At 46.8% G+C, this 25257-nt stretch carries 20 protein-coding genes; 17 read left to right on the top strand and 3 right to left on the bottom strand.

Annotated features, from left to right (window positions below; genetic code table 11):
- Nucleotides 1-88 precede the first annotated feature (88 nt).
- The 7 genes from JGK20_RS00690 to JGK20_RS00660 all read left to right on the top strand — a co-directional run bounded on the left by JGK20_RS00690 (nt 89) and on the right by JGK20_RS00660 (nt 7746).
- Complete coding sequence (locus JGK20_RS00690) at nt 89-1102, top strand: hypothetical protein (protein ID WP_293228897.1); 1014 nt, start codon at nt 89-91, stop codon at nt 1100-1102.
- 109 nt (nt 1103-1211) lie between these two features.
- The gene (locus JGK20_RS00685) at nt 1212-1940 is read left to right on the top strand and encodes a hypothetical protein (protein ID WP_293228895.1); all 729 of its coding nucleotides are present in this window, start codon (nt 1212-1214) and stop codon (nt 1938-1940) included.
- Nucleotides 1941-1961: 21 nt separating this feature from the next.
- Nucleotides 1962-3173 (top strand): transposase, encoded by a 1212-nt coding sequence (locus JGK20_RS00680; RefSeq protein ID WP_293228893.1) that lies wholly within the window; start codon nt 1962-1964, stop codon nt 3171-3173.
- Between the two features lie 324 nt (nt 3174-3497).
- Nucleotides 3498-5462 (top strand): ATP-binding protein, encoded by a 1965-nt coding sequence (locus tag JGK20_RS00675; protein ID WP_293228891.1) that lies wholly within the window; start codon nt 3498-3500, stop codon nt 5460-5462.
- Nucleotides 5411-5755: a hypothetical protein gene (locus JGK20_RS00670; RefSeq protein WP_293228889.1), complete on the top strand. Its 345-nt coding sequence runs from the start codon at nt 5411-5413 to the stop codon at nt 5753-5755. Before JGK20_RS00675 ends, JGK20_RS00670 begins: the two co-directional genes overlap by 52 nt.
- A 297-nt stretch (nt 5756-6052) precedes the next feature.
- Entirely contained in the window at nt 6053-6808 is a 756-nt protein-coding gene (locus JGK20_RS00665) for an AAA family ATPase (RefSeq protein ID WP_293228887.1), read from the top strand.
- A complete protein-coding gene (locus JGK20_RS00660; RefSeq protein ID WP_293228885.1) occupies nt 6805-7746 on the top strand; it encodes a ParB/RepB/Spo0J family partition protein in 942 nt (313 codons plus the stop codon). The genes JGK20_RS00665 and JGK20_RS00660 overlap by 4 nt, the downstream gene beginning before the upstream one ends.
- Nucleotides 7747-7786: 40 nt before the next feature.
- On the opposite strand, the gene JGK20_RS00655 is transcribed toward JGK20_RS00660, so the two are convergent.
- On the bottom strand, nt 7787-8959 hold the full coding sequence (locus JGK20_RS00655) for an RNA-guided endonuclease TnpB family protein (protein WP_293228883.1): 1173 nt from the start codon (nt 8957-8959) through the stop codon (nt 7787-7789).
- A 200-nt stretch (nt 8960-9159) separates the two neighbouring features.
- Here JGK20_RS00655 and JGK20_RS00650 point away from each other — a divergent pair, with 200 nt between their 5' ends.
- The 4 genes from JGK20_RS00650 to JGK20_RS00635 all read left to right on the top strand — a co-directional run bounded on the left by JGK20_RS00650 (nt 9160) and on the right by JGK20_RS00635 (nt 14029).
- Complete coding sequence (locus JGK20_RS00650) at nt 9160-10140, top strand: hypothetical protein (RefSeq protein ID WP_293228881.1); 981 nt, start codon at nt 9160-9162, stop codon at nt 10138-10140.
- Nucleotides 10137-10937, top strand: coding sequence for an HIRAN domain-containing protein (locus JGK20_RS00645; protein ID WP_293228878.1), 801 nt, complete (start codon nt 10137-10139; stop codon nt 10935-10937). The genes JGK20_RS00650 and JGK20_RS00645 overlap by 4 nt, the downstream gene beginning before the upstream one ends.
- A 481-nt stretch (nt 10938-11418) precedes the next feature.
- Entirely contained in the window at nt 11419-12543 is a 1125-nt protein-coding gene (locus JGK20_RS00640) for an RNA-guided endonuclease TnpB family protein (protein ID WP_293228875.1), read from the top strand.
- A gap of 154 nt (nt 12544-12697) precedes the next feature.
- Nucleotides 12698-14029, top strand: coding sequence for an alpha/beta hydrolase (locus tag JGK20_RS00635; RefSeq protein ID WP_293228872.1), 1332 nt, complete (start codon nt 12698-12700; stop codon nt 14027-14029).
- Nucleotides 14030-14325: 296 nt separating this feature from the next.
- Here the strand turns inward: JGK20_RS00635 and JGK20_RS00630 are convergent, their stop codons facing one another.
- Complete coding sequence (locus tag JGK20_RS00630) at nt 14326-15054, bottom strand: hypothetical protein (protein WP_293228869.1); 729 nt, start codon at nt 15052-15054, stop codon at nt 14326-14328.
- Nucleotides 15055-15516: 462 nt separating this feature from the next.
- Here JGK20_RS00630 and JGK20_RS00625 point away from each other — a divergent pair, with 462 nt between their 5' ends.
- A complete protein-coding gene (locus JGK20_RS00625) occupies nt 15517-16791 on the top strand; it encodes a transposase (RefSeq protein ID WP_293228866.1) in 1275 nt (424 codons plus the stop codon).
- Between the two features lie 20 nt (nt 16792-16811).
- On the opposite strand, the gene JGK20_RS00620 is transcribed toward JGK20_RS00625, so the two are convergent.
- On the bottom strand, nt 16812-17690 hold the full coding sequence (locus JGK20_RS00620; RefSeq protein WP_293228863.1) for a tyrosine-type recombinase/integrase: 879 nt from the start codon (nt 17688-17690) through the stop codon (nt 16812-16814).
- 391 nt (nt 17691-18081) lie between these two features.
- On the opposite strand from JGK20_RS00620, the gene JGK20_RS00615 reads away from it, so the two are divergent.
- From JGK20_RS00615 to JGK20_RS00595, 5 genes are all read left to right on the top strand, one after another.
- Complete coding sequence (locus JGK20_RS00615) at nt 18082-18447, top strand: DNA methyltransferase (RefSeq protein ID WP_293228860.1); 366 nt, start codon at nt 18082-18084, stop codon at nt 18445-18447.
- 307 nt (nt 18448-18754) lie between these two features.
- On the top strand, nt 18755-18907 hold the full coding sequence (locus JGK20_RS00610) for a hypothetical protein (RefSeq protein WP_293228858.1): 153 nt from the start codon (nt 18755-18757) through the stop codon (nt 18905-18907).
- A 246-nt stretch (nt 18908-19153) separates the two neighbouring features.
- Nucleotides 19154-19279: a hypothetical protein gene (locus tag JGK20_RS00605; RefSeq protein WP_293228855.1), complete on the top strand. Its 126-nt coding sequence runs from the start codon at nt 19154-19156 to the stop codon at nt 19277-19279.
- 51 nt (nt 19280-19330) lie between these two features.
- Complete coding sequence (locus tag JGK20_RS00600; protein WP_293228853.1) at nt 19331-21070, top strand: helix-turn-helix transcriptional regulator; 1740 nt, start codon at nt 19331-19333, stop codon at nt 21068-21070.
- 528 nt (nt 21071-21598) lie between these two features.
- The gene (locus JGK20_RS00595; protein ID WP_293228850.1) at nt 21599-25039 is read left to right on the top strand and encodes a plasmid replication protein, CyRepA1 family; all 3441 of its coding nucleotides are present in this window, start codon (nt 21599-21601) and stop codon (nt 25037-25039) included.
- Nucleotides 25040-25257 lie beyond the last annotated feature (218 nt).

Here is a 25257-nt window from a genome sequence, read left to right as displayed (position 1 = left end):
AGGCTAACACTGCATAATTTCAGCCCAAAAGCGTTTGGCTTCCAAGTTTTCACAACTGATAAAAAAATCCGACCCACATCTGCGGAATGTGGGTTATAACCGCCCAAATAACGCCACCGGGGAAAGGCTACACCCGGAGTTTCCCGCAGGAGAGGACAGCCTCGAAACCACCGACAACTCCCAAAACCCCACTAACCAATTAACTCCGGCTGCCCTTTCCCCCCAAACAAGTTCCGATTCTACCGATAGCCCAATCGAGACTGCGGCTCGACTGAGTGCTCGCCGAACGTCCTTGCCCGATACAGAATTTCAAACCCTTTCCCCCGAAACTGCTCCAGAGGCTTCTGCTTTAACAAATTCCCCAACCCTGGAACAAGTAAACTCCCCTGGGGCAAAAGGCATTCTCAACCGCACGCCCCAAAGTTCCTCAACCTCCCAAACAGCTCAGGTTCCCCTTGGAACCACAGCCAACGGCATAGTTTCGGTTCCCCTGCTGTGGGATGAAGGCTCAGGCAAACAGCTTTACGACAAATTTGCCGTCACTCTCACAGCCGACGTAACGGCAACTGATGGCTCTATTGCCTTTCGGAAGGGCACGGTTGTCATTGCCAAAGCCAGCACCGTCAGCAAAACCAATCGCATGGTACAAGCTAGTGCTGTGGCGCTCGTCTACTCTGATAGTTCCGGTCAGATTAAACAGCAGCCCATTCCAGAAGGCGCAATTTTGATTGCAGGAGAGGGCGGAGGGCCGTTGATTGCTTCAGGCTACTTCGACCCAGGTTCCGATGTTGCCGGACAGGATATCCTCACCGCAGTGCTGTCGGGAGTTGGACGAGTCGGTCAAGTGTTCGCAGAGCCTAAAGTCAGGAGCTCTAGCAGTATTAGCGGTAGGTTTGGGAGCAGTACAACCACCGTTGAAAGTCGAGACCCCCAAATTTGGTCAGCCGTCCTCGATGGCTTCTTCAGCCCCCTAGCAAAACGGATGGAAAGCCGCTCAAATAGAGCAACCCAAGAACTGTTAAACCGCCCTAATGTAGCTGTGGTTAACAAGGGAACTCCCGTTTCTATTACTGTTAACAGCTTTCTCAACATTTACCGTTGACCGAGGCGTTGGTAAACGGTTAAGTCGCCCCAACGCGACTGCGGCGATTAGTAAAGAAAATCCCCGTTTCTACTGTCAACAATTTTCTCAACATCAACCGATAACTGCCATGACGAATCGCATCCAATCTCCAATAATGCTTTCCCTCGGAGGGCTTTTATTCACAGCAGTGTTCGCCGCTGCAAGCTACCCCGACTGTGCTTTTGCTCAATCCCCAGTAACAGGCTATCAAACTGTGGGTCGAGATATTGCTGTCAATAGTGCGATCGATATTTTAGTCTATCCCGGTCGCGCAAGTGCGATCGACTTCAGCTCAACCGACGAAGCTCTCGCCTACGTTTTAATTGCCGACCCCTCAAAAATAGTTTTCAGCACCGACGCACAATTGGCAAGCGGCAAAGCCAAAACTGTTTTCTTGCGTCCCATTCAAGCGCTCAATTTTCCGGGAGCTACCACAGCTACTATCACCAACCTCTCAATCAAAACTGTAGATTCAAAAGGGAAACAGCGACTTTACAACTTCAACATCGTTCCCGCCAACAAAAAACCAGAACACCTAGGAATTCGCATCGCTCCCCTAACTCCGAGAATGGAGCCGACTGTGAACGTTGATAGAGGTCGCGCCCCCGCAGCATCAGATGTCGAAAAAGGATTGCTGATTGCCATTCAAAAAGGCTACACAGCAGCCAACGACCCAGTAGTCTACAGCGTGCGACAATTTTTAGCTCTGGTAAGAAATCAGAATCTATCGGCGGCCGATGCTGCTGCACGAGCCGGAGTAGACTTGTCTGTGATTGTCGAGCTGAGCCTCATTGCACAAGAAAAACGGAATGTATAATAGAAATAGGAGGTAAAGCAAGTGTTTAATTTAACCTACGAATTCAAACTTAAACCGACAGCAGCACAAGTAACGATCTTTGAAGATTGGCTTGAACAATGTCGTCATGTATACAACTACGCTTTGGCAGAGCGCAAGGATTGGTTTAAGTCTCGTAGTTGTCAAATTAGCGTTTGCTCTCTTCGTTCCGAATACATTATACCTATCGAAACCAAGCGCCCAACCTACGCAAGTCAATGCAAAAGTCTCACAGTAGCGAGACAAAACATTCCGGCGTTAAAATCTGTACAGGTTCACGTTCTGCAACAGACACTTAAACGTCTTGAGCAAGCTTTTGTCAGTATGTGGGAACAAAATCATGGTTTTCCTCGGTTTAAGAAGGCTGGAACCATGCGTTCTTTTGTGTTTCCACAATTGAACACTCAGGTAGTAAAAGCAGGGATGGTAAATTTACCTAAAATTGGATGGGTTAAATTCCGTCAATCCCGTGACATTCCAAGTGACGCAGCAGTTAAGCAAGCTCGGATTGTTAAACGTTCTAGTGGTTGGTTTGTGATGCTTACTCTACAGTGGAACGTCAATGTACCAGATATAATGCCTCATGGTGAGGGTATTGGGATCGATGTTGGCATCTTGAATTTTGCTGCTGTTTCTGATGGTAAATTAATTCCAAATCTGCGTCCTTTCAAGAAACTTGAACGCAAGCTTAAATTGCTGCAAAAAAAAGTTAATCGAAAAGTCAAGGGGTCAAGTAGCCGGAAAAAAGTACAAGCAAAAGTAAGTCAACTGCATGAGCAAATTGCGAATAGTAGAAAGAATTATCACTGGTTGGTAGCTCATGAACTCTGCAACAGAGCAGGCATGATATTTGTAGAAGATTTGAACCTTAAAGGATTAGCACGTGGCATTTTAGGCAAGCACTGTTTAGATGCTGGCTGGGGTCAATTCTTTCAAATATTAGAGCAATGCTGTCACAAGCGCGGTGTGTTCTTCCTAAAAGTAGACAGCAAAAAAACCAGTCAGATTTGCCCTAATTGCCTCACAGAAACAGGTAAGAAAGAGCTGTCAGAACGAGTTCACTTATGCCATCACTGCGGTTACACAACAGACAGAGATGTAGCAGCCGCACAAGTAGTTCTAATTAGAGGACTTGCAGCCGTAGGGCATACGGTCAAGATGCTTTCTGAGGGTAAAGCGGTCGCGCTCCCTATGAAGTTAGAATCCCCGCCCTAAAAGTGCGGGGAGTGTCAATGATTCAGATTGGTTTGAGGCTGCACTATTAATAGGAATTAGTCAAACAGCATAACGAGACCGAGCGGGGATGGTGAGTGAGAAGAGGAGAACTCTTCTACTTCTGGTGTTACTCCCCTCTGAAGAAGAACGTTTTTTTCCTCATTCCCCACTCCCTTTTTTTAACCAATGTTCAGCCCAAAAAGCTCAGTTCAAAAAAAGTCTGCCCTCCCGCTGCGCGTTGTGCTTACAGTCCCCAACGCTCTCCTGATTTCGACTTTACTATGTCTGACAGGATGGCTTTCTTTTCAAACAGGGCGGCAGACAATGAATGACTTAGTTGCACAGCTATTGGGAGAAGCAACGAGCCGCATCTCTGACCGCCTTGACAGCTACTTAAAAGAACGGGTTGGGGTTGGGAAAGGAGAAGGGAATTATAATAAAATGCAAACTGGTTCGGTGAACCAACTTCGCCCAAGTCAAACAGCCGGAGTCACAATCAAACCAAATGGGAAAAGAAATGGGTCAGACTCTCCAAAAACAATATTCCGTCAACAAAAAACAAATTCTGCTTTTCCCACCCCAACCTCAACATTCAACTTGCACGATTTCCACATCAGCCCTAACTGTCAAGCCTTTATCTTAGACCGTTCGGGACATTTAGTTGCTCGGAACGAGGTAACTGAACCAAAACCGTCTATTTCTGTTGACTCCCAGCAGCGAGTTCGCACCCAAGCTCTGCAACAACAAATAATCCAGCTTTCCACAGAGTATTTGCTTAAACATTATGGCAGCCTCGCTGCTATTAACAGCAGCCAAAATCTTAACTTTACTGCCAGCAACTCACTATACTTACTGCAAGTCAGACCTTTTGAAAACTCGAATGGCTTAAATTGGCTGATTGTGGCAGTTGTACCCGAAACCGACTTCACGGGCAAAGTTCAGGCCAATACTCGCAACACTATTTTGCTCGTGCTGCTGGCTTTGGTTCTTTCTATCTGCCTTTTGCTGTCTATTTCCCTAAGAATAGAACAGCGGCTGCTGCGGTTAATTTCGGCAACAGAGGCGATAGCTGGTGGCGACTTCGACTCAACAGTTTCAGGTAGCGGCGTTGCCGAACTCGAAGCCCTAGCCCGTGCTTTCGAGCGCATGAATTGCCAGTTAAAAGCATCTCGCCAGCGGTTAAAAGAATATTCTGGCGATTTAAAGCGGCAAGTTGCACAGAAAACGAAGGAACTAAAGCAAGCTAAAATTGCAGCCGAAAGTGCCAATCGCGCTAAAAGTACCTTTCTGGCCAATATGAGCCACGAATTGAGAACGCCTCTGAATGCGATTATCGGCTTTGCCCACCTCCTTGTCAACTCTAAAAAAACTGCACCGGAACAGCAGTCGAGTTTAGATATTATCAATCGCAGTGGCGAGCATTTGTTGAAACTAATCAACGATATTTTGTCGCTGTCTAAGATTGAAGCTGGTCAAATTACCCTCGAATCAAATGCTTTTGACCTGTACAGTTTGCTTTCGGACATAGAAGGGATGTTCCAACTCAAAACTCAATCTAAAGGGTTGCAACTTGTTTTTGAACGCAGTTCAGATGTACCGCAATACGTCCGAACTGATGAAAGCAAGCTGCGCCAAGTTTTGATTAATCTGTTGGGTAATGCTGTTAAATTTGCTGAGACGGGTAGGGTGAAGCTGACTGTAAAATGCCTTCAGTTGCTGGCAAAAAAACCGCTATCCAAATTCTTTCTCCAGTTCTCAGTGAAGGATACAGGCCCAGGCATTGCCCCTGACGAGGTTAGCCGTTTGTTCAAGCCGTTCGTGCAAGCTTCTGCTGGCAGGAAATCGCAAACGGGAACGGGTTTGGGATTGCCAATCAGTAACTCTTTTGTGAAGCTGATGGGTGGTGAGATTAGGGTCAAAAGTTCTGTGGGGAAAGGAACGGTTTTTAGTTTTTACATTAAAGTCAGTCATGCAACTGAGAGCGAAATTTATGACAGACAGCCGCAAAAACGAGTGAAGGGGTTGGCATCCAACCAACAAAATTATCGCATTCTGGTAGCGGACGATGAGTCGGCAAATCGGTTGCTGTTAACTCAGATATTGAAGTCGGCTGGTTTTGTTGTGCGGTTTGCGGATAACGGAATTGAGGCTGTTAAGTTGTGGCGAAAGTACAAGCCGCATTTAATTTGGATGGATTTGAGGATGCCTATGCTTTTGTTAAAACTCAGGAACTCGCCATGTCGAAAGGCTTCGATGACTTTGTTGCCAAACCGTTCCGAGAGGCAGTAATTTTCGAGAAGATGGCGCTTCATTTGGGAGTTCGCTATATCTTCTATGAAGAGGAGTCGTCTAGGAAGTCCGAACAGGATGAGCCTGTTGTGCAACTGACTTCTGAGTCGCTGTCTGTGTTGCCGAGGGAGTTGATTGAGAAGCTTTATAAAGCAGCCGCTTGTGGAGACGAGCAAGCGGTAAGGCTGTTGATTGAGCGAGTTCCGCTGTCGCAGAAGCAAATTGCTGTGGCTCTGACTAAATTAGTTGACAATATGAGCTTAGATATTATCAGCGATTTGACTCAACACTAGCTTTAAATGAACCCCACCCAAATCCAAGTTATGGGTATGGACTGCGCTCAACATCGGGAGTATCCCGATTTTGCAAAAACACCGCTGATATCCCTCGAAAGCCCTATACTGCCGTTGTCTTTTGAGACAACTTGCTTGCATCGGGATGCTCCCCTCAACATCTCTGTTCAATGCTAACTGCGATCGCAGTTAGTTATCAGACGCGGTTCTCAAAGTTCTTTCTAGGATTAGTCTACAATAAGCCGCAGTCCACTAATATTGTTTAATCAACACGTTTTAGAGCGTGCTTAAAAATAGATGAGCAAAATTATTGCGCTGTTCAACCAGTCAGGCGGCGTCTCCAAAACCAGTTTGACAATGAATTTAGGCTACCATTTGGCGAAGCGTTCGCAAAAAGTCTTGTTAGTAGATATGGACCCCCAAGCCTCACTTACCACCTTCATGGGCTTGGAGCCATCTGAGTTACAGGAGACTGTCTACGAGTCCATTATGAACGGTTCTGACGCGGCGCTCCGCAAAAACCTTCACAACATGGACTTGCTCCCTTCTAATATTAATTTGAGCGGAGCAGAGCTGGAACTGGTAATGGCTGACATGAGAGATAGTCGGCTAAAAGAAGTCATTGACCCCCTTAGCTCGCACTATGACTTCATATTGATAGACTGCCCTCCCTCGCTCGGCATCCTATCCTATATCAGTCTAGTTGCCTCCACTCACGTCTTAATTCCAATTCAGACTGAATATAAAGCTCTCAAAGGAACCGAATTGCTGTTGCAAACCATTGCTCGCGTCAGAAAACGCGCTAATCGGAAATTGCAGATTGCTGGAGTGATTCCGACGCTGTATGATACCCGTACTGTACAGGCCTTTCAAAGTTTGCAGTCAATTACTACTTCTCTGGAGAAGATTGGTGCGATTTACCCCGCCGTGCCTCGGACTGTGGCTTTTGCCGATGCGTCACAGCAACACGTACCTCTGGCCGTGTACAATCCAAAACATCCAGCCGTCGCCGTACTCGATACTATTGCACAAGGACTCTTAGCTCTGGCATGAATCAAAAGCGCGACAGTCAGCCTTATCAAATCAAAGGGGTTGAGGCTCTATTAGGAACCAGCGACAGCGCAGATGCCGCATCCGAATTTGTCTCAATACACAAAATTGTCTTGCCCCAGCAGCAGCCGCGCCGCTATTTCGATCCGACAGCTATGCAAGAACTGGTGGAGTCAGTCAAGCAGCTAGGGATTCTGCAACCGCTCCTGGTACGCCCCATAGATGGCAACAAGTACGAATTAGTTGCCGGAGAACGGCGCTATCGAGCCGCGTCGTCGTTAGGCTTGACTGAAGTTCCTGTCGTGATTCGGGAACTGACAGACACAGAGGCTCTGCAAATTGCACTGCTGGAGAACTTGCAGCGGGAAGATTTGAATGCGATTGAGGAAACCGAGGGGATTCTGCAATTGTTGGCAATGAAATTAAACTCTACCTCCTCGTCAGTTATTGCTTTGCTCGGAGCGGCCGCGCACCCAGAACGCGGAGCTGTGGATAACGTTATCCACAGCTCGGACTGGCAAATAGTAATCGATATATTTGCACTCGTTGGGAAGTACACTCCAGAGAGTTTCCGAACCAATCGCCTCCCCTTGCTGAACCTGCCAGATGATGTGATTGGAGCGCTGCGGAAAGGACGGATTGAGTATACCAAAGCCAGATCGATCGCCCGAGTTAAGGATAGCTCGGAGCGCTCGCAATTACTAGAAGAGGCGATCGCTCTCGACCTCTCTCTGACCCAAATCAAACAGCGCATTGCCGATTTAAAAGCCCAAAATACAGGTCCGGCGACTGCACCGGATCGATCGCTTAAAAGTCGCGTAGATGCAGCTTATGGCAGAGTGAAAAAGTCTAAGGTTTGGGATGACCCCAAAAAGCAAAAGAAACTAGAGAAGCTGTTAGCTGAACTGGAAGCATTGGTGGGTGAGGGATTGGAAAATTGACATCCTCACCGGGAATCAACCCCACGGTGATTCCTAAGACTCACGACTTAGGTTTCTGCTTCATAGCACCAGCCTTCCGAGATTTACTCTCGGAAGGTCTTACAGTCGCTCCACAGACATTAACCGCAAGCCCTGCGGCCAGAATATTTTTAGCAGCATTCACATCTCTGTCGTGATGTGTACTGCATTTAGGACAATCCCACTCTCTGATATTCAACGGCAACTTTTCAACAACGTGACCACAATGCCCACACTGCTTAGAGCTAGGAAACCATCGGTCAATTTCGACAAAGGTACGACCATACCAGTCGCACTTGTATTCAAGTTGCCTGACAATTTCACCCCAAGCAGCATCGCTAATCGAGAGAGAGAGCTTTCTGTTTTTGACCAGGTTCTTCACAGACAAATTCTCGACTGCAATCCTTTGGTTTTCTCGAACCAGTCGAGTTGTCAATTTGTGAAGAAAATCATACCGAGCGTCACTAATTTCAGCGTGAACTTTAGCGACTTTTAACCTTGCTTTGTGACGGTTATTAGACCCCTTTTTCTTTCGGCTAAGAGCCTTTTGTACTTGACGCAATTTACGTCGTTTTGCCTTGAATGTTTTGGGGTTGGCGATCTTCTCACCGTTGCTCAAAGCAATCAAGCTAGTAATACCCAAATCCAACCCAATCTGATTAGGAGATTCAGGCAATGTTTCAATCTCAACATCTACCAGTAAAGAAACTGTCCACCGTCCAGAGGGCGAGAGCTTCACCGTTATTGTTGATGGCTCCGCACATAAAGGAAGTTGACGACTCCACCGAATATCCAAGGGTTGAGAACACTTTGCTAGAAATACTTTGCCATCTTTCCACTTGAAAGCAGACTTAGTAAATTCAGCATTACCGCCTTGATGTTTTTTCTTGAAATTGGGGTATTTTGCCCTTCCTGCAAAAAAGTTAGTAAAGGCGGTTTGTAAATGTCTCAACCCTTGCTGTAGTGGTACACAGCTAACTTCATTTAGAAATTGCAAGTCTTCTTGCTTTTTCCATTGAGTCAACATAGTAGAAGTTTCAGAGTATCCGACTCGCTCTTGATGTTCATACCATGCTTCTGTCCTTGCGGCTAATGCACGGTTGTAGACTAATCGAGCGCAACCCATTGTTCTTCTCAGCAAGATTTCTTGCTCGGGAGTTGGATAGAATCGGTACTTGAATGCTTTCTGTGTCATGCTTGCATTATAGCCTTTCTCAGATAGATGAGGTATGTAATAAGGCTTGAAAGTCCCGATATTCAGGGAATAGGAGTGCACCTCTTAGCACAAGGTAGGGTTCATAAATGACCCCTACCGGACTTTGTGTTCTAACCGACGAAAGCGGTTGCTATATTTGTCAACTGCGAGTACGGCGAAAGAAATAGGTTCTCCAATTTATGTCCGATGAATTCCCCATAATTATTGTCACCCCTCAAGCTTACGAACTCTCTAATCAGGAAGCAATGGGGAGCAAGTATAAGTTTTGGTTTGAACACCCAGAACTCGGCCGCTGCCTGTACAAACAAGCAAGACTTGATTTAGGCGAAGATTGGGCAGAAAAAGTGGCCTCCGAATTGTGCGAATTACTGGGAATTCCTCATGCTAATTATGAACTGGCCGCCACGAGTGAGGGGAATCTCGGTGTAGTCTCTTCTTACTTTTTGCCTAACGGTGGCACCCTCGTTCACGGTAACGAACTTCTTACTCCCATCGTGCCAAATTACCCCACCTTTGCAACCTACAACCTGTCACAACATACAATTGATCTAGTGTTGAGAATTATCTCTGATGAATCTGTGAATTTACCTATTGGTTGCACAGTACCCAGTGGCATCCAAAAAGCTGTAGAAGTGTTTGTCGGCTATCTCCTGTTAGATGCGTGGATAGGCAATGGCGATCGCCACCACGAAAACTGGGGTGTCGTCCGAAATAAGGCAGTGCCTACTACATCCGAAACAGTAAATCTAGCACCCACTGCATCTGAAACAGTAAATCTAGCGTCCCCTACATCCAAAACAGCACACCTAGCACCCAGTTACGATCATGCTTCCAGTCTGGGGCGCGACCTCTCAGATGAACAAAGGCAAAAACGCTCAGTAGACGCTTATGCTAACAAATGTTTCTCAGCGTTTTATGGCAACGTTGATGACAAAAAGCCCCTCAAAACTCTTGATGTATTTGACTGCGCTGCACGTTGTTATCCGAATGCAGCGCATATATGGATTGAGCGACTTGAAAGTATCTCAAAGGCGAATCTACTAGATATTTTTAATCGAATTCCTAACACTCGTATCTCACCGATTGCAGCCGAGTTTGCCCAAAAAATTCTTGAATTCAATCAACACAGACTGCTTAACTTGAGGAAAACGCTACCGTGAAAACACACTCAACGCTTTTTTTGGCTTGGCAAGATCCAAACAGCCGTTCCTGGTTTCCCATTGGCAGGCTAACATTTGACGGAACCAACTACCAATTTACCTACACGCAAGGCGTTTTAGAAGCTCAACAGAAGTGCGGTTTTGAACCCTTGCCCTCGTTTCCGCGCTTAGGTGAAGTATATACATCAACCTACTTATTTTCCGTATTTGTTAATCGGCTGATGCCGAAAAATCGCCCCGATTACCCAAGTTTTATTCACTGGCTAAATCTTCCTCAAGATGAAAGCGATCCAATTGCCATGCTAGCCCGCAGCGGTGGGCGGCGAGAAACAGATACTCTAACTGTTTTTCTCATTCCTGAACCAGATTCAGAAGGGCGGTATCGCCTTCACTTTTTCTTGCACGGACTGCGCTACTTGCCACAATGTGCGATTGAGCGAATTAACTGTTTAGAACCTGGAGAAAATTTGTGGTTAGCTCACGAATTTCAAAATCATTATGATTCTAAAGCATTGACTTTAAATACAGAAGACCACCACATTGTTGGGTATTGTCCGCGATATTTGAATAGTGAGATTTTTGAAGTTCTATTGAGGAATCCCAGTTTAGTAGAGGTGCGCGTAGAGCAAGTCAATCTACCGCCGACACCACTCCAGTTTCGCCTGCTGTGTAATATAACTGCTCAATGCTATAATGACTTTCGCCCCTTTTCAAGTTATGAATATCAGCCGCTCAGCAGCTCTTGCGTACTGGAAAACCCCCGCAACTTCGAGTTAGACTCCTCTTGCCAAAGTTGAGCCAAACATTCATCACCGCAAGTCGCTCAGGAGCCTTTTCGCAATCCGGCTTGCTCGATCAGCGCTTTCTTCCCCAATCCGGTCTCACCGGAGTGCTACTGATGTTGACTCCCGCTTCCACGATCCATTCGTAGCAGGCTTGACCCTCAAAGAAGTTGACTAATCACAAGTTAGCTAAATCGATCGCCGATTAAGGAGAGTCGGATAGCGATTTTGTAAACCAGTTTCGTAGGTGCTTGGGTTTAAAGTGTACTCTAGTGGGGACTTACCGAAAAAACTGGGTCTAAAGCCCCGTCCTTCTAGGATGGCTTTTCCTCTTTAAGTTTATCAATCCAGTCCTCTACAAGTTGGGTCATTGTTTTTTCTTTCTGTTTGGCAATTCTCCGCAACTTCTCTAGCCGACTCACGGCAATGCGAATACTTAATCTTTCTCTGACCATTTGGCTACCCAATTGCTACCTATTATGTTATCATAGTTAGCATGAAAACATTGAAGTTTAAGCTATATCAAAGCAAGCGGAATAGACACCTCAAGCGAAGTATCAATGCCGCCGGGGTGATTTATAACCATTGCATCGCACTTCACAAACGGTACTACCGGATGTGGGGTAAGCATTTGAATTGTGCAAAACTTCAATCGCATATTGCCAAACGGAGAAAGCGTAAAGCGTTCTGGCAAACGGTCGGCTCTCAAGCTGTGCAGGATATCTGCCAACGCATTGAGAAAGCCTACCAACTGTTTTTTAAGCATCACAAGAAAGGAGTTAGACCGCCCGGATTCAAGAAAGTTCGCAGATACAAATCGTTCACTCTCAAGCAAGCTGGCTACAAATTCTTAGGCGGCAATCGAATTAAGATTGGGAATCGCGTTTATCAGTATTGGAATTCCAGAGAGATAGAAGGGAAAGTTAAGACGTTAACCATTAAACGCACGACATTAGGAGAGTTGTTCATGGTTGTGGTCGTTGACAGCGTTGAAGAGCCTGAAACCAAAGTCGAGACGAGTAGAATCGCTGGCTTTGATTTCGGCTTAAAAACGTTTCTCACCTGCTCAGATGGAACGAAAATCGAATCACCGCAATTTCTGAAACAGTCCCTCAACGCTATTAAGAAAGCAAATCGTCACCATTCCAAAAAACGGAAAGGCTCAGCGAACCGAGAAAGAGCAAGACTCAATCTAGTTCGCAAGTACGAGGACGTAGTAAATCGTCGCTCTGATTGGTTCTGGAAATTGGCTCACGAACTAACTGATAAGTTCGACGTGCTGTGCTTTGAGACGTTGAATCTAAAAGGAATGCAACGACTTTGGGGACGTAAAATCTCAGACCTTGCATTTGGCGAATTTCTCCAAATTCTCGAATGGGTTGCCACAAAGAAAGGAAAACAAGTAGTTTTCATCGACCGTTGGTATCCATCTAGTAAGACTTGTTCGCATTGTGGACACGTTCTGAAAGAGTTGGATTTGTCAGTTCGTGAATGGCGATGTTCGTCCTGTCAGAACGTGAACGACAGAGACCAGAACGCCGCAATAAATATTTGTGCGGTTGGGGCATCAACCGTTAAGTTAGGTGATGTTAGACAGGCTATGCCTGCAATTGCTGTTTGAGCTTAGAATCCCCTCGCCTTGATAGCTGGGGAGTATGTCAAGGCGTAATAGTTAAAAATCTGGCTTTGGGAAAAAATCTGTGCGACCTAAAAATAACGGCAAAAAGCTAGTCTCATTGGTATCGTTTCTAGTCTCGCTGTTCATCCCTTCTTTTATGAGTGCAGTTGGATTATTTCTCAGCCTCTGGGTCATCGTACCAGCGCCCACACTGTCCCTGTTTCCTTTGGCAGTGGGAGCGCCAGAAATTAGCCCTTGGCTTGTGGGTATTAATGCGATCGCCCTTTTGCTAACCATCTTCAGACGACAACAAGGCTGGCTCTACAACACATCCCTGGTTTGTAGCCTGCTTGCCCTGATCCTCAGCCTAATCCCCCTGCTACAGTTCCCCGCAGCCAATGCACGGATCGCGGCCGAAGTTCAAGCTGTTTTGGGGACAAACTATTTAGCAGCCGTTCCTCAAATTGAACAGGCCGGGCGACGACAACAACCGTTTATCCTAGCAGATGCCTTCCGGGGAATCCCCGTCCGGGAAGTTCGCATTTCTGAAGGCGTTGTATTTGCCAACCCCGATGGAGTGAAACTGCAACTAAACGTTTACCGGCCGATGCAAATTGGTAGATATCCGGCGATCGTCATCCTCTACGGAGGAGCTTGGCAAAGAGGCAGTCCAAATAGCAATGAGGAATTTAGCCGCTACATGGCAGCGAGGGGCTATTGCGTAGTAGCTATTGATTACCGCCACGCTCCCCAGTATCGGTTTCCAGCTCAGTTGGAGGACGTAGAAGCCGCTCTGTCGTATATCAAAACTCATGCCGATGAGTGGGAAATTGATATTAACAGAATTGCTCTGATGGGAAGGTCAGCCGGTGCCCATTTAGCATCACTTTATGCTTATCGTTCAACTACAGTTCCAGTTCGGGCAGTAGTGAATTACTACGGGCCAAATAACCTGCTCCGGGGATATTATGACCCACCTTTTCCCGACCCCCTAAACGTCCGAGCCATTCTGCGTGACTTTCTGGGAGGAACCCCCGACCAATTAAGAGAGCTTTACCTTGAAGCTTCTCCCATCAATTATGTTAAACCCAACCTTCCCCCTTCTCTACTGGTTTATGCAGGTCGCGACCATATAGTTGAAGCCAAGTTTGGACGCTCTCTCTACGAACAATTACGAGCCACTGGCAATCGTGCGGTAATGCTCGAAATTCCTTGGGCTGAACACGCTTTTGATGCGGTTTTTAATGGTGTGAGCAATCAACTGGCTTTGTATTACACAGAACGCTTTTTGGCTTGGGCACTGAAATCTTCTGATTATACCACATCCGGGTCAGCTACCCCCTTTATGATGGGGAGAAAGAAACTCACTCGAGCAATCGCAGGAGAATCTGCGCGATCGTTATTTTTCCCTCAGCAGGATTGTCAGCTTCCGGCTATCAAGGCAACAAGCCTTGACTTCCGGCTCATAAAATATGCAAAAAAGTCATAATTTCAGTTGCGAGAGTGAAAATAACGATCGCAATTATGAAGTTACCCGCCTCGAAAAATTATTAGTTATACTGTGGTGACAATTTCTGACGACGACCACAAATGATAAAACGACCTCAAAAAAGAGCTTTTGGGGGCGCTCGACTGCTTGCTTGCGAGCGAGCGATCGCCCTCAAGATCTCAAAGCGGTTCTATACTGGGCTTTTTTCTTGTTGGTGCAAAGATTCGGCAAATTCACGAAGTTGGGCAAGCGCTTCTTCGGATAAGTTTTCAAGGATTGAATTTAGCTGCTTTTTATTACCATTTTTGGGGTGGCTGGTGGCGAGAGATTGTGTCGGCATCAAGCGAGGATTCGCGCTGTAAAAAATTTTCAAATAGCTGAAAAAATGTATCAAGCGCTTGGGATTCATCTTCTGAATAAAAAAGGATAATTCGCGCCCAAGACCGGGTAGATTGCTGGTTAAATTGGTTTTCTATCCAGTCTTGAAATTCGGCAAATTCTTGTTCCTGTTCAGTAACAGGAATTCCGAGTTGGCGACAGGCACAAGTGTAACCATCTAAAAAAGCTTGCAGACTAAAGATAGAACGCTTGCCAAGATAAAGGGCGGGTCTACTTTTGATTTTATCTAAAAGCTGATAAAAATTGTTGTCTGCTGTAATTGAGGGTGTAGCTTGAGGATTTTTCCAGGCATATTCTTTGAGGGAGGGGGGTTCTGAGGGCTTTTCTCCTTGGTTAAATTCTGCAAGTAGTTCAAAAAAGTAATTGAAGGCTTCTCTATCATTGATGCAGAAAAGTTGAATGATGTTTGCCCAAGAGTTAACGGTTTTGACTTTTAATTTTTTCTGAATCCAAGGTTGAAAGTCTCGATAAAAATCCTGTTCTTCTGAAGTGATTGAGATGCGTAAATCTCGCTTTGCTATTTTGTAGCCATTTAAAAACATGAACAGATGAGGCAGGGAAGTTTGTCTTAAATATTTCGTGGGTTGATTTTTGATTTCTGCTAGAATGTCATAGAGTTGACTCATTTGATTGACCTTCATTTTGGTTAAAAGTTGTACTATCAAATTCTGTAATAATGAATTCTTCGCTAATGAATTGAAAGTCGTTTAGCCAATCTTCGCGGGTTATTCCTACTTAAACACTTTGAACTGAGGCGAAAATTTGGTCAGCAGATTCAGCACTTCATCTTTCAATTTGGTTCCCTTCACCGCCATCCGGCTCCTCAATTAAATCTAAACTTAGCTGCTAGGCGGGAAGCCCCGCGCTCTACCTGTACAAGGAGTGAGCGTCGGGATGAAAGCCGGGTCAATCGATGGGGTTCAATACCCCGGAGATTGACAATTTTTTCAGCAACTCACGAATGACATCATTCTGCGTTCGCCCAGCTAACTAACAATATTTCTGCAATGCTCTTTTTCCCTGTCTGGCAATCTGATACTGATTTGATTCATGACAGCAATTTGGTAGCAATATGCTAGAATTATACAATGAGACTAGCATACCAATACAAGCTACTTCCAACAACTGAGCAAAAAGCCGAACTGAACCGTTGGCTAGATATGCTTCGCCATCAATATAACTGGCTGTTGCAAGATAGATTTGATTGGTGGGAACGGAATCGTTGCGATATCAATGCTTGTCCATTGATATGTCACTTACCATCCTTGCGCGCTCATCCCGATTATTACAGTCAAAAACGCAGTCTTGTACAACTGAAGAAAGATAGACCCTGGTACAAAGACATATATTCTCAGGTATTACAAAACTGCGTAGACCGAGTTAAGCTTGCTTTTGACAGATTTATTAAAGGGGATTGTAACGGCAATCGTTCTGGAAAACCTCGTTTCAAGGGCAAAGGACGTTATCGGTCGTTTACCTACACCCAAATGGATATGGATTGCCTTAAGGGTAATAGAATTACCTTGCCTAAGTTTGGCGATGTTAAGTTGATTCTGCATAGGCTAATTCCTGATGGTTTTGACGTAAAAACAGCAATAATTTCCAAGAAAGCTGATGGGTGGTACGTGACGCTGACTATACAAAGCCATGCGGTGCCAGATATAGCTATTGATATTATCCCAACCTGGGAAAACAGCATTGGCATCGATCTGGGTCTAGAAAAGTTTCTTGCAGATTCCGAGAAAGAATTTGAGCCAATACCGCAGCATTTCAGGAAATCGGAAAAAAAACTTGCTTTTTTACAACGCAAGGCTGCTGCTCGAAAGAAAAAAAGCAGAGCGAAAAATAGGCAGTACCGCAAAGTTGCTCGTTTACACCAAAAGGTTGCAAGACAACGCAAACAGTTTCATTTTGAGACTGCCAAAAAGCTTCTCAACAAAGCTGATGTTGTTTTTGTTGAGGCTCTCAAAGTCAAGAATATGTCCAGACGCGCTAAACCCAAGCAAGACGAAACTGGAAAGTTTCTTCCTAATCGGCAATCAGCAAAGTCTGGACTGAATAAAAGCATTGCTGATGCAGGGTGGAGTCAATTCAATGAAATACTGAGCTTCAAGGCCCAAAGAGCTGGCTGCTTGGTGATCGAGGTTGACCCACGTGGAACTTCTCAGCATTGCTCAGAATGTTTGAACCGCGTCCCAAAAGAACTGCGCGACCGTTGGCATAGCTGCCCACACTGCGGTCTAGAATTGGATAGGGACACGAATTCGGCAATACTAATTAAAAAAGTGGGGCTGGGTGTCTCCCTCACTATAAAACGCTCTAAGAGGACTTCCTCTGAGAGAAGCCCGCGCTGTACCGCCTAGCGGTCAACGTCGGGAGTACATCACCGCACCAAACTAGCCAGCAGCACCGACGCTTCTCGCTGCAAGCTCTGCCGATTGTCATCGTAGCAATTAAGGACGTTCGAGCTGGTATGGCGGCTCAACTTCTGCGCCATTCGTGTATTGCCGTTGCTTGCATCTAACAGAGTCGTAATTGCAGCGTGGCGTATTCTGTGCGGGCTAATTCTTTTAGGAATTCCCGCAGCGGAGCAAGTTGAGAAAACAAGCTTGTAAATAGCGTACCCGCTCAACCTCAACCCGTATTCCCGCTTTGTCAAAGCGATAAATAAAGGCTCTTGGGGCATTGCAGCTCCCCGCACGCTCAGCCAATCAGAAATCGCATCTGCCGTCGCGCTGTGCAAGTCAATTAACTGCGCTTGAGTTCCCCTACCTTTGCCGTAAATGTTCAGAGTTCGGGCTAGCGGGTCAAAGTCGCCAATATTGGCTCCGCTGATTTCCCCCCGGCGCAACGCATTGTCCCACAACAGCCGGAGAACTGCATAGTCGCGCTTTCCCTGGGGCGTACTCCGGTCAAGAATGGACAATACCGACTGCATCGCCGCCACATTCTCAGAAGCAACTCGGCCAAACCCTGTAGTATCCCGGTAAGGAACCACCTTCTCTCCTTCAACATCTACCAAACTCCACTCGCACTCGCCCACCTTCCGAGCAAAATTCACCAAACTTTTGATCGCCGCCAGCCGCCGATTAATCGTCGCTTCCTTGAGTCCCTTGTCAATTAGTTTGGCTTTATATTTGAGAACCACCGCGACAGCGGCGAAGCGGTTCAACCGTAGGAACTCGCGCACTAATGCCGGGTGCGGTTCCTGCTCCGTCATTGTCGTAAAGAAATCGTACAAGTCTTTCTCATAAGCACGCAAGCGTGTTGACAGAGCGCTTGGCGGATAACAGCTCTGCCACTAGGTCGCGCGTCGAAGCGATTTCTCCAAAGGAATTAGTAGCGTGTTCTAAGTCCATAGTCGGCCCGATAATTTGGCTTTCCAGACCAGATTACCCGATCGAGAGGTGCAAAAAGATGGATAATTTACAGTCCGTTCGGCGAGCGTACTAATGATGAGCGGCGGGCTCCAAAACCTTGCAGGTGCAGTGGCGCTCGCTGCAATTGAGTGAACGAGCATAAATTTTGATGGTCAGACAATTAAAGCTGCCTCTTGGGGAAGTTCTGCCGCTAGCGCCGCCCCCTCTCTCTCAAGAGGGCAACGGCACCTTTTCAACCTTTACAGACAACATGAAGTTGCCCGTTCACCGCTGGTGCGAGATGAGCGTGCGGGTTTCTCGGCCTCTTGGGTCGAAACCGTTATTGCTAAAGCCTTGGAACGGGGGAGTGCGACTGTCTTCGAGCCATTTGCCGGTGCGGGGACGACGCTGCTTGCTGCTGAGAAAATGGGGGTTGAATGTTTGGGAGTAGAAGCTCATCCCTTCGTTGCTAGGATTGCTTCAGCCAAGTTGTTATATCGAACTGACCCCGCTCTTTATTTAGAGCATATAAGAAAGGTCAAAATACGTGCCGAAAATTTGTCGGGCTGTGTAGATAATTATCCGGCTCTGATTCGTTCTTGTTTTAGCGATCGCTCCCTTGAAGGCTTAAATCGATTGTGGCAGGCTTGGAAACAATGAGCTGACGATTCTCCTCAATCCGAGTTGGTATGGCTGACAATTATAGCCATTCTCTGCCATGTTTCCTGCGTTGGAACTGCCCCTTGGCAGTACATCTTACCTAACAAAAAATAAAAAATCAGTATTGTAGCCGATGTCAGCTTTTGAGCTAATGGTTCAAACCCAGGTTCAAGACATGAGAATTGCAGGAAAAACAGCAGCTAATACGGATGCATCTCATTTTTGCAAATATATTCGTAGGGGCGAAGCATTTCGGTAGTAAATATCTGGTTCTCACTAATAAATTGTCTGCCGAAATGCTTCGCCCTTGCAAAATAGAGATGCACCCGCTAATACTGCTAAGAGCGTTCGCTCTGATGCTCGGACTTGTCTTGGCGTACCGGATAATTTTGCTGATTTAATCATTACCTCGTCGCCCTATGCTAATAACTATGACTATGCCGATGCTACGCGCTTATAATAGATGTGCTTTGTAGGAGAAATTAGTGGAAAAACCGGAAGCATAACGTCCCTCTGTGCGAAGGCTGTTTGTGGGTTAGGGGATGATTGAGATTTGACAATAGCTTGTATTAACAGTTCTTAGTCTCGGGCAGAAATTAACAGCGATCTAGCAGGAAATTATTACTGGAAAATGTTAAAACAATAGCGTTATGGTAAACTGTAGTAACGAGCGAATTGGGACAAGTATATGGGAGAACTTTCGATCATGAACTTAGTGGAAAAACACATTATTTCTCGCCACCACTGGAACGCAAATGCTTTGGGGATACAAGGCGTGGTAGTACGGAAAGTTCGGGTTACTCCTTACAAAACGGTTCGAGAAAGCAAGTGAGATATTTGTCTATCAAACCTGTAACTATTATTGGCATAAAGAGGCTAGGCTATGGAGTTATCTACTACCACCACCACCACCACGATAGATGGCGACCGCATTCAAGAGTACGCCAAGAAGCTACGCCAGGGTAATTTTTTAGAAAGTGTGGCCTTGAATGTAGCAATGGGGATTCATACCGAAATTACTAAAAGGGATGAAACATTAGAAGGCTTTAGTCCTAAGTGTGTTGATGAACTCGAAAAATTTCTCAAAGAGCAGATAGTTGATGATGCTTTTTACTTGACAAAAGCAGAGGAGATATTAAATCATCTGACCTTCAGGCTTCAGGCAGGTAGAACCGAGGAAAATTTATGGAAAAACGTGGCACTTGATTCAGCTTTAATTTTTCTAGAGCCACTCGATTTATCCAATCGGACACTAGATGAGTTAATCGCTATGCTGGGGCTGGCTTCAAAAACAGTTCCCGCAACCGAACCCCAGGTATTTATCAGCACCACAATCACTCAAATACTCACCTCAGCCCCTCCTAGAACGGCTTGCAAGTCCTTATTACGAATTTGGGATTGGCAAGAAGATACCCATAAAAATGTGTTTTTTCGAGATAATTACAGCACGGGTTTTGTTAAGTTAGCCTTAAAGGATAAAGACCCAGTTACTAAAGAATATTTTTACTTTACAGGCAAGGCAGCCTGGGGAATTATTGAGGAATTTGGCAGTTTGGGGAAAGATACTGCCAAACTCCACTGTTTACTATCTGCCTATGTTTTTCAACAGGCTGTGCCTTTGAGAACTGAAATTAAGCTAGCTGGAACTGGGAAAAATGGCGGCACTAACCTCATAGACTTAATGGGTTGGGGTAAGCGTAAAGATATGACCACTTCCGAGAAGTTACTCAGGATAGAGAAATGCCTGAAGCTTCTGAGAAGGCTGGACGCTACCATTAAATGGAATATCGGAAAGCTAGGATGCGATATGAATTCCCTCATTTGGGACGTTGCTGTGGAGCGCTACGGGCAGCGTAACATTTTCACAGATGAAATTGATGAACCAACAGAAATAGTAGCCTTCATTCGGGCGGGTAGATGGGCTGATTTTTTCTTTAATAAATCTGGCAAGAATGCGACGCCTCCAGTTGCCTTATATGAGTTTGGTTGGATTTCAGAATCGACGCTTAAAATGAACCCGTATCATGATGAGCTAGCATTCTTAATTGCCATCAATATAACAACAGAAAGCGCCATTCATATAAATGGAAAATACACGGTTAAGACCGTGCTAGAGATGGTGATGCCGAAAAATGAAATTGAATTAACGCGGTCTGTTAAGTACAAAGCTCAAGATATAAAGGAGCGGTGGGATAAAGCTTTAATGCGATTGATTGAGTTAGATTGGCAGATTATATATGACTCTGAAACCTACCCAGAATGGTTGCGTCCTGGAAGTACAACAGGTAAACCCAAAGATTGCAAAAAAAGAATTATTGATTTACTGCTAGAAGCTAGCGTCACCATCAAGCCTCCCGGTAAAATTCCTGCCTTGATAGCTGCTAAAAAATCAGCATCTTTGCCCCGGAAACGGAAATCAGCATCTGCTGCCCCGTTAGAGTGGGAACCGATACAGAAGGCTTGTGAAGCAAAGGGTTGGACGAAGCAAAGAGTCATCGCCGAAAAGCTGGGCATATCTCAGCAGCTAGTCTCACAGCTTCAGCGCGGCAAGCCAATTAGCCCCAAAACCGCCGCCAACCTCAGAAAAATCTTGCCTCAAGTGCTACCAGAATTGTCAATCTAGCTTCCCGTCCCCTTGACCCCAACTCCAGCCCCAAGCTTAGTAAGGCTGGAGTTTTGCGTAGTAAGGCCAAAATCACCTCAAAATCACCTTCAAACTTTTACCAGGCAAGGCTTATGACTTTACTACTAAAACACCCGGATCTAGCTACTAAAACACCCGGATCTAGCTACTAAAACACCCGGATCTAGCTACCTCTTAAATTTGAAACCTTTTCACAACAAGCGTTTCAGAATCTTACTACGCCTGGATTATCTTAATTAATTATCTTTGATCGGCGTGCAAGTAGCGATTTTCAGAACATGAGACAAAGGGATGTTCCCCACTCAAGGAATAGCCCGGTGAAGATTTATCGAGATAGCACAGCCATTGACCTTCAAAATCAGTCCTCACAGAGACTCACAGTCCACTTGACTCCATCTGACCCGTTCATGAGGGGCTCTGGCGGTAGCCTGATTCGGGTGCAGCTTGGAGCGCCTTTCGCATTGCTACTAGGCCAGAAGGTCAACACAGCCAACATGGGGGTGCGTTATGGTCTTGTCTAAGTCCGCCCTCAATGAATGGCAAGAAAGCGGTGTAGACCCCGCCATCTTCGCCCTCAACGTGCAAACCCTTAGTGGCGAAGCCCCCTACGCCTACCTCCTATACGAAATTAACGCCGCCTCCGGCAGAGTCCACCCCGACGCACAATGGCGGTGGGCCAGAAAGCACTACAGCCACATCGAACACGGTGGTTGGTGGTGTTCGGGCCTTGACCCCCTCAACAACTGGCAGCCCATGTATTGGGGCTGCTTCAAACCCTATCAGCCCCGCAACAGCTTCGACCCAAACGGTAAAACCAAGCCCGTAAAATACGAACACCCCCCCAAAACCCCCACCAGAGCCTTCTTCCTGCAAGTCCCAGACCACATCTGGGCAAAAGTTGCAGAACGCCACGGCGTCCCCATTAACCCTGAAAACCCAGAGGACTTAGAGATGGGGAGCACAGGAACGGGGGAGACGGGAGACGAAAATCTCCCCTTTGCCCCTGTGCCCCTCCGCAACCCCACGAACCCGCCTCAATTCTGGGAATGGGTTTGGCTCAACAACATCCCCGTCATCATCGTCGAAGGCGTAAAAAAAGCCGCCTGCCTGCTCACAATGGGCTACGCAGCCATTGCCCTCCCCGGCGTCACGATGGGCGTCAGAACCAAGAACGCTCTAGGGGAGAAGTGCAACCCCTATCTCATCCCCGAACTCCAACACTTCGCCACCCCAGGGCGGGAAATCTACATCGGCTTTGATCGCGACAGCAAGCACTCTACCGTCCTCAACGTCAACCGCGAGATTGACAAACTCGGCCGCCTGTTCACCGCCGCCAAATGCTCTGTCAGCGTCATCACCCTGCCGGGACCGGAGAAAGGCATCGACGATTTCGTGGTAGCCAGAGGCGAGGATGCGCTCATTGCCCTCAAAAACGCAGCACGAGGCTTCCAATTTTGGCGGGATAGGGAATCATGGCTTTTAACCTATCCCGCGTCTTTAACGCTAAATTCTCGCTATCTGGGAGAACTCCCCTATCCAGAGGCCGGCTTAGCCTGCATCAAATCCCCCAAAGGCACCGGCAAAACCCGCTCCCTCGCCCACCTGGTTTCCCACGCCCTCAACACGGGCGAACGCCGCGTGCTAGTCATCACCCACAGGATTCAGCTCGGCCGCGCCATCTGCGCCGGGTTGGGAATCAACTACATCGACGAAACCAAGAACTCGCCGGAAGGCAAATTATTCGGGTACGGCTTGTGTGTAGACAGCCTCCACCCCCACTCAATGGCCCGTTTCAACCCCGAAAACTGGTCTGGGGCGATCGTCCTCATTGATGAGTGCGAACAAGTCATCTGGCACGCCTTGAACTCCAGCACCTGCCGCGAAAACCGCGTCGCCATCTTGCAAACCCTGCAAGAACTCATTCGCACCGTCTTAACCACCGGCGGCTTAATCGTTGCCCAGGATGCTGACTTATCTGATTGCGCGATCGACTACTTAAAGGCGCTTGCTGGCATCCCTCTCGAACCTTGGATTGCCGTCAACGAATGGAAACCTAAAAAAGAGCGGGACGCGATCTTCTACACCACTCAAAGTCCCGCACCACTATTCGCTCAAATGGAGCAAATTCTGTCGCGAGAAGTCACCGGCTGCGACCTTGAAAGTCGCGCCCTCTGTTGCCCGATCGATCGAGACAGACCCCACATTATGGTTGTTGAAGACTCCCAAAAAGTCAAAGGCAAATGGTCGTGTCGCAACCTAGAAACACAACTGCAAAAACGATTTCCCAACAAGCGCATTCTCAGGATTGATAGCGAGTCAGTAGCCGACCCCAACCACCCCGCTTGTGGCTGCGTTGAGAATCTTAATGCCACCATTCAAAACTACGACATCATCATCGCTAGCCCCACCATTGGCACAGGAGTTAGCATCGATATTCGCGGTTATTTTGCAGCGGTATTCGGCATTTTCAAAGGAGCAATTGCCGTCAACGATGCCCTGCAAAGTCTCGCTCGAGTCAGGGATGAAAATGTTCCAATCTTTGTCTGGACAGCGCCCTTTGGCATTGGCAAAATTGGCAACGGCAACGCTTCTTATCGAGCTCTCCTTGCTTCCCAGCAGAAGGTTATCAAAGCCAATATTCGCTTGCTGCAAGGAGTTGACTTCGACATCGACGCGGCCCACGACCCGGTTCACCTGAGAACTTGGGCAAAAATGGCTGCTAGAATTAATGCCGGAATGTGGCATTACAGGGAGGCGATTAGGTACAGCCTAAAAGCTGAAGGGTTTCAGGTAAAACTGTGCCGAGAAAATCAACTAGAACAACTCCTTTTAGAGGGATTAGCACAGCAAATAGCAGTCAGCGCGGTTAAAAACTGGAAGCTATTGCAGCAGGTTGCCCAGAAGGTTGATGCTGGGTTAAATGAATTAAATCTCCGAAATGTTGGAGCTGCTCTGGCTAAGAAAGAGGCTGAGTCAATTCAGCGAGAAAACTGCAAAGTAGAAGCGGATGCTGTTGCTGATGCTCCTGATATTACTCTGTCTGAGTATCTGGAGTTGAAGGACAAGCGCTCCAAGACTCGGGGCGAAATCAATCAAGAGCGCAAGTATCAACTGCAAGAGACTTATGGGGTGTCGGTGACGCCCGAGCTGAAATTGAAGGACGACGACGGCTGGCTGCCTCAAATTCGCCTGCATTACTATTTGACCCATGACCCAGAGTTTGTCAGGAAACGAGATAAAAATCACTTGGCGGGGCATCAAGAAAGGGGTCAAGGGAAGGTTTGCCCGCAAGATTTGCGCTTCCTGAAAGCTTCTGTGGAAGCTCTCAGGAAGTTGGGGCTGGTGGAGTTGTTTGACTCAGACAGGGAGTATCGAGGGACTGACCCGGAGGTGATAGCCTTTGCTCAAAGGGTCAAGCAGTATTCTGCGGACGTGAAGGATTTTCTGGGTATCAGGATCCACCCTAATGCCCAGCCAATGGAGGTGGTTCAGTACGTTTTGAAGAGGAAGCTGGGCTTTACCCTGCGACGGGTTCGCCAAGAAAGGTCGGAGGAACGAGATGCTCTGGGCAGGTCTAAGCGCATTCGAGTTTACCAGTTCGAGTTCCCCAACGACGGCAGGTCGGCGATTTTTGCGGCTTGGCAGCAGCGGGATGAGAAGACTATCTCTTTGGCAGAAGCTGTGGCTCCTTGTTTGGAAGGAATTCCTGGCGGCACAGGGTCGGATAAGAATATAAATATATCGGAGGCTGTGCCGCCAGCAGATGAAGCTGCGATCGCAGGACGCTCATTGAAAGTGGGTGTGGTAGTGCGGTTTGTCGGTGAGGTTCAAAAATATGTGGTTCAAGCTGTCTTAGGCGCTCAAGTGATGGTGAAATCGTTGCTTTCGGGTGCGATTTTCCACACTTATGCTCACCGCTTGGAACCGATCGATAGAGGAGCGTGGTGAGAACGCTGCCAAAAAGTACGATACCCACACTAATTGCTGCTTTATTCTACGATTTATCAACAGATAAAGAGCTCGAAATCTCTTCAATGGGTGAAAAAATGGATTTTGGGTGATGCCAACTCAGCTATAGCAATCCTAAATGGGGCTTGCTGAAGCAGTTGCTCCCGTGAACACTGTATGAGTTGTGTGACCATAAAAAGGTCAAAAGGTGCAAGGAA

The organism is Microcoleus sp. PH2017_05_CCC_O_A (assembly GCF_020738785.1).
Classification (GTDB): Bacteria; Cyanobacteriota; Cyanobacteriia; order Cyanobacteriales; family Microcoleaceae; genus Microcoleus.
Note: the sequence above shows the minus strand (reverse complement) of the source record. Positions and strands in the feature narration are given on the sequence as shown.

Bases quoted from the DNA above. Each gene is read 5' to 3' on its own strand.
- JGK20_RS00685 (WP_293228895.1), top strand. From the start codon at position 1,212: ATGACGAATCGCATCCAATCTCCAATAATGCTTTCCCTCGGAGGGCTT.
- JGK20_RS00675 (WP_293228891.1), top strand. From the start codon at position 3,498: ATGAATGACTTAGTTGCACAGCTATTGGGAGAAGCAACGAGCCGCATC.
- JGK20_RS00670 (WP_293228889.1), top strand. From the start codon at position 5,411: ATGTCGAAAGGCTTCGATGACTTTGTTGCCAAACCGTTCCGAGAGGCA.
- JGK20_RS00665 (WP_293228887.1), top strand. From the start codon at position 6,053: ATGAGCAAAATTATTGCGCTGTTCAACCAGTCAGGCGGCGTCTCCAAA.
- JGK20_RS00660 (WP_293228885.1), top strand. From the start codon at position 6,805: ATGAATCAAAAGCGCGACAGTCAGCCTTATCAAATCAAAGGGGTTGAG.
- JGK20_RS00655 (WP_293228883.1), bottom strand. From the start codon at position 8,959: ATGACACAGAAAGCATTCAAGTACCGATTCTATCCAACTCCCGAGCAA.
- JGK20_RS00650 (WP_293228881.1), top strand. From the start codon at position 9,160: ATGTCCGATGAATTCCCCATAATTATTGTCACCCCTCAAGCTTACGAA.
- JGK20_RS00640 (WP_293228875.1), top strand. From the start codon at position 11,419: ATGAAAACATTGAAGTTTAAGCTATATCAAAGCAAGCGGAATAGACAC.
- JGK20_RS00635 (WP_293228872.1), top strand. From the start codon at position 12,698: ATGAGTGCAGTTGGATTATTTCTCAGCCTCTGGGTCATCGTACCAGCG.
- JGK20_RS00630 (WP_293228869.1), bottom strand. From the start codon at position 15,054: ATGAGTCAACTCTATGACATTCTAGCAGAAATCAAAAATCAACCCACG.
- JGK20_RS00625 (WP_293228866.1), top strand. From the start codon at position 15,517: ATGAGACTAGCATACCAATACAAGCTACTTCCAACAACTGAGCAAAAA.
- JGK20_RS00605 (WP_293228855.1), top strand. From the start codon at position 19,154: ATGAACTTAGTGGAAAAACACATTATTTCTCGCCACCACTGGAACGCA.
- JGK20_RS00600 (WP_293228853.1), top strand. From the start codon at position 19,331: ATGGAGTTATCTACTACCACCACCACCACCACGATAGATGGCGACCGC.
- JGK20_RS00595 (WP_293228850.1), top strand. From the start codon at position 21,599: ATGGTCTTGTCTAAGTCCGCCCTCAATGAATGGCAAGAAAGCGGTGTA.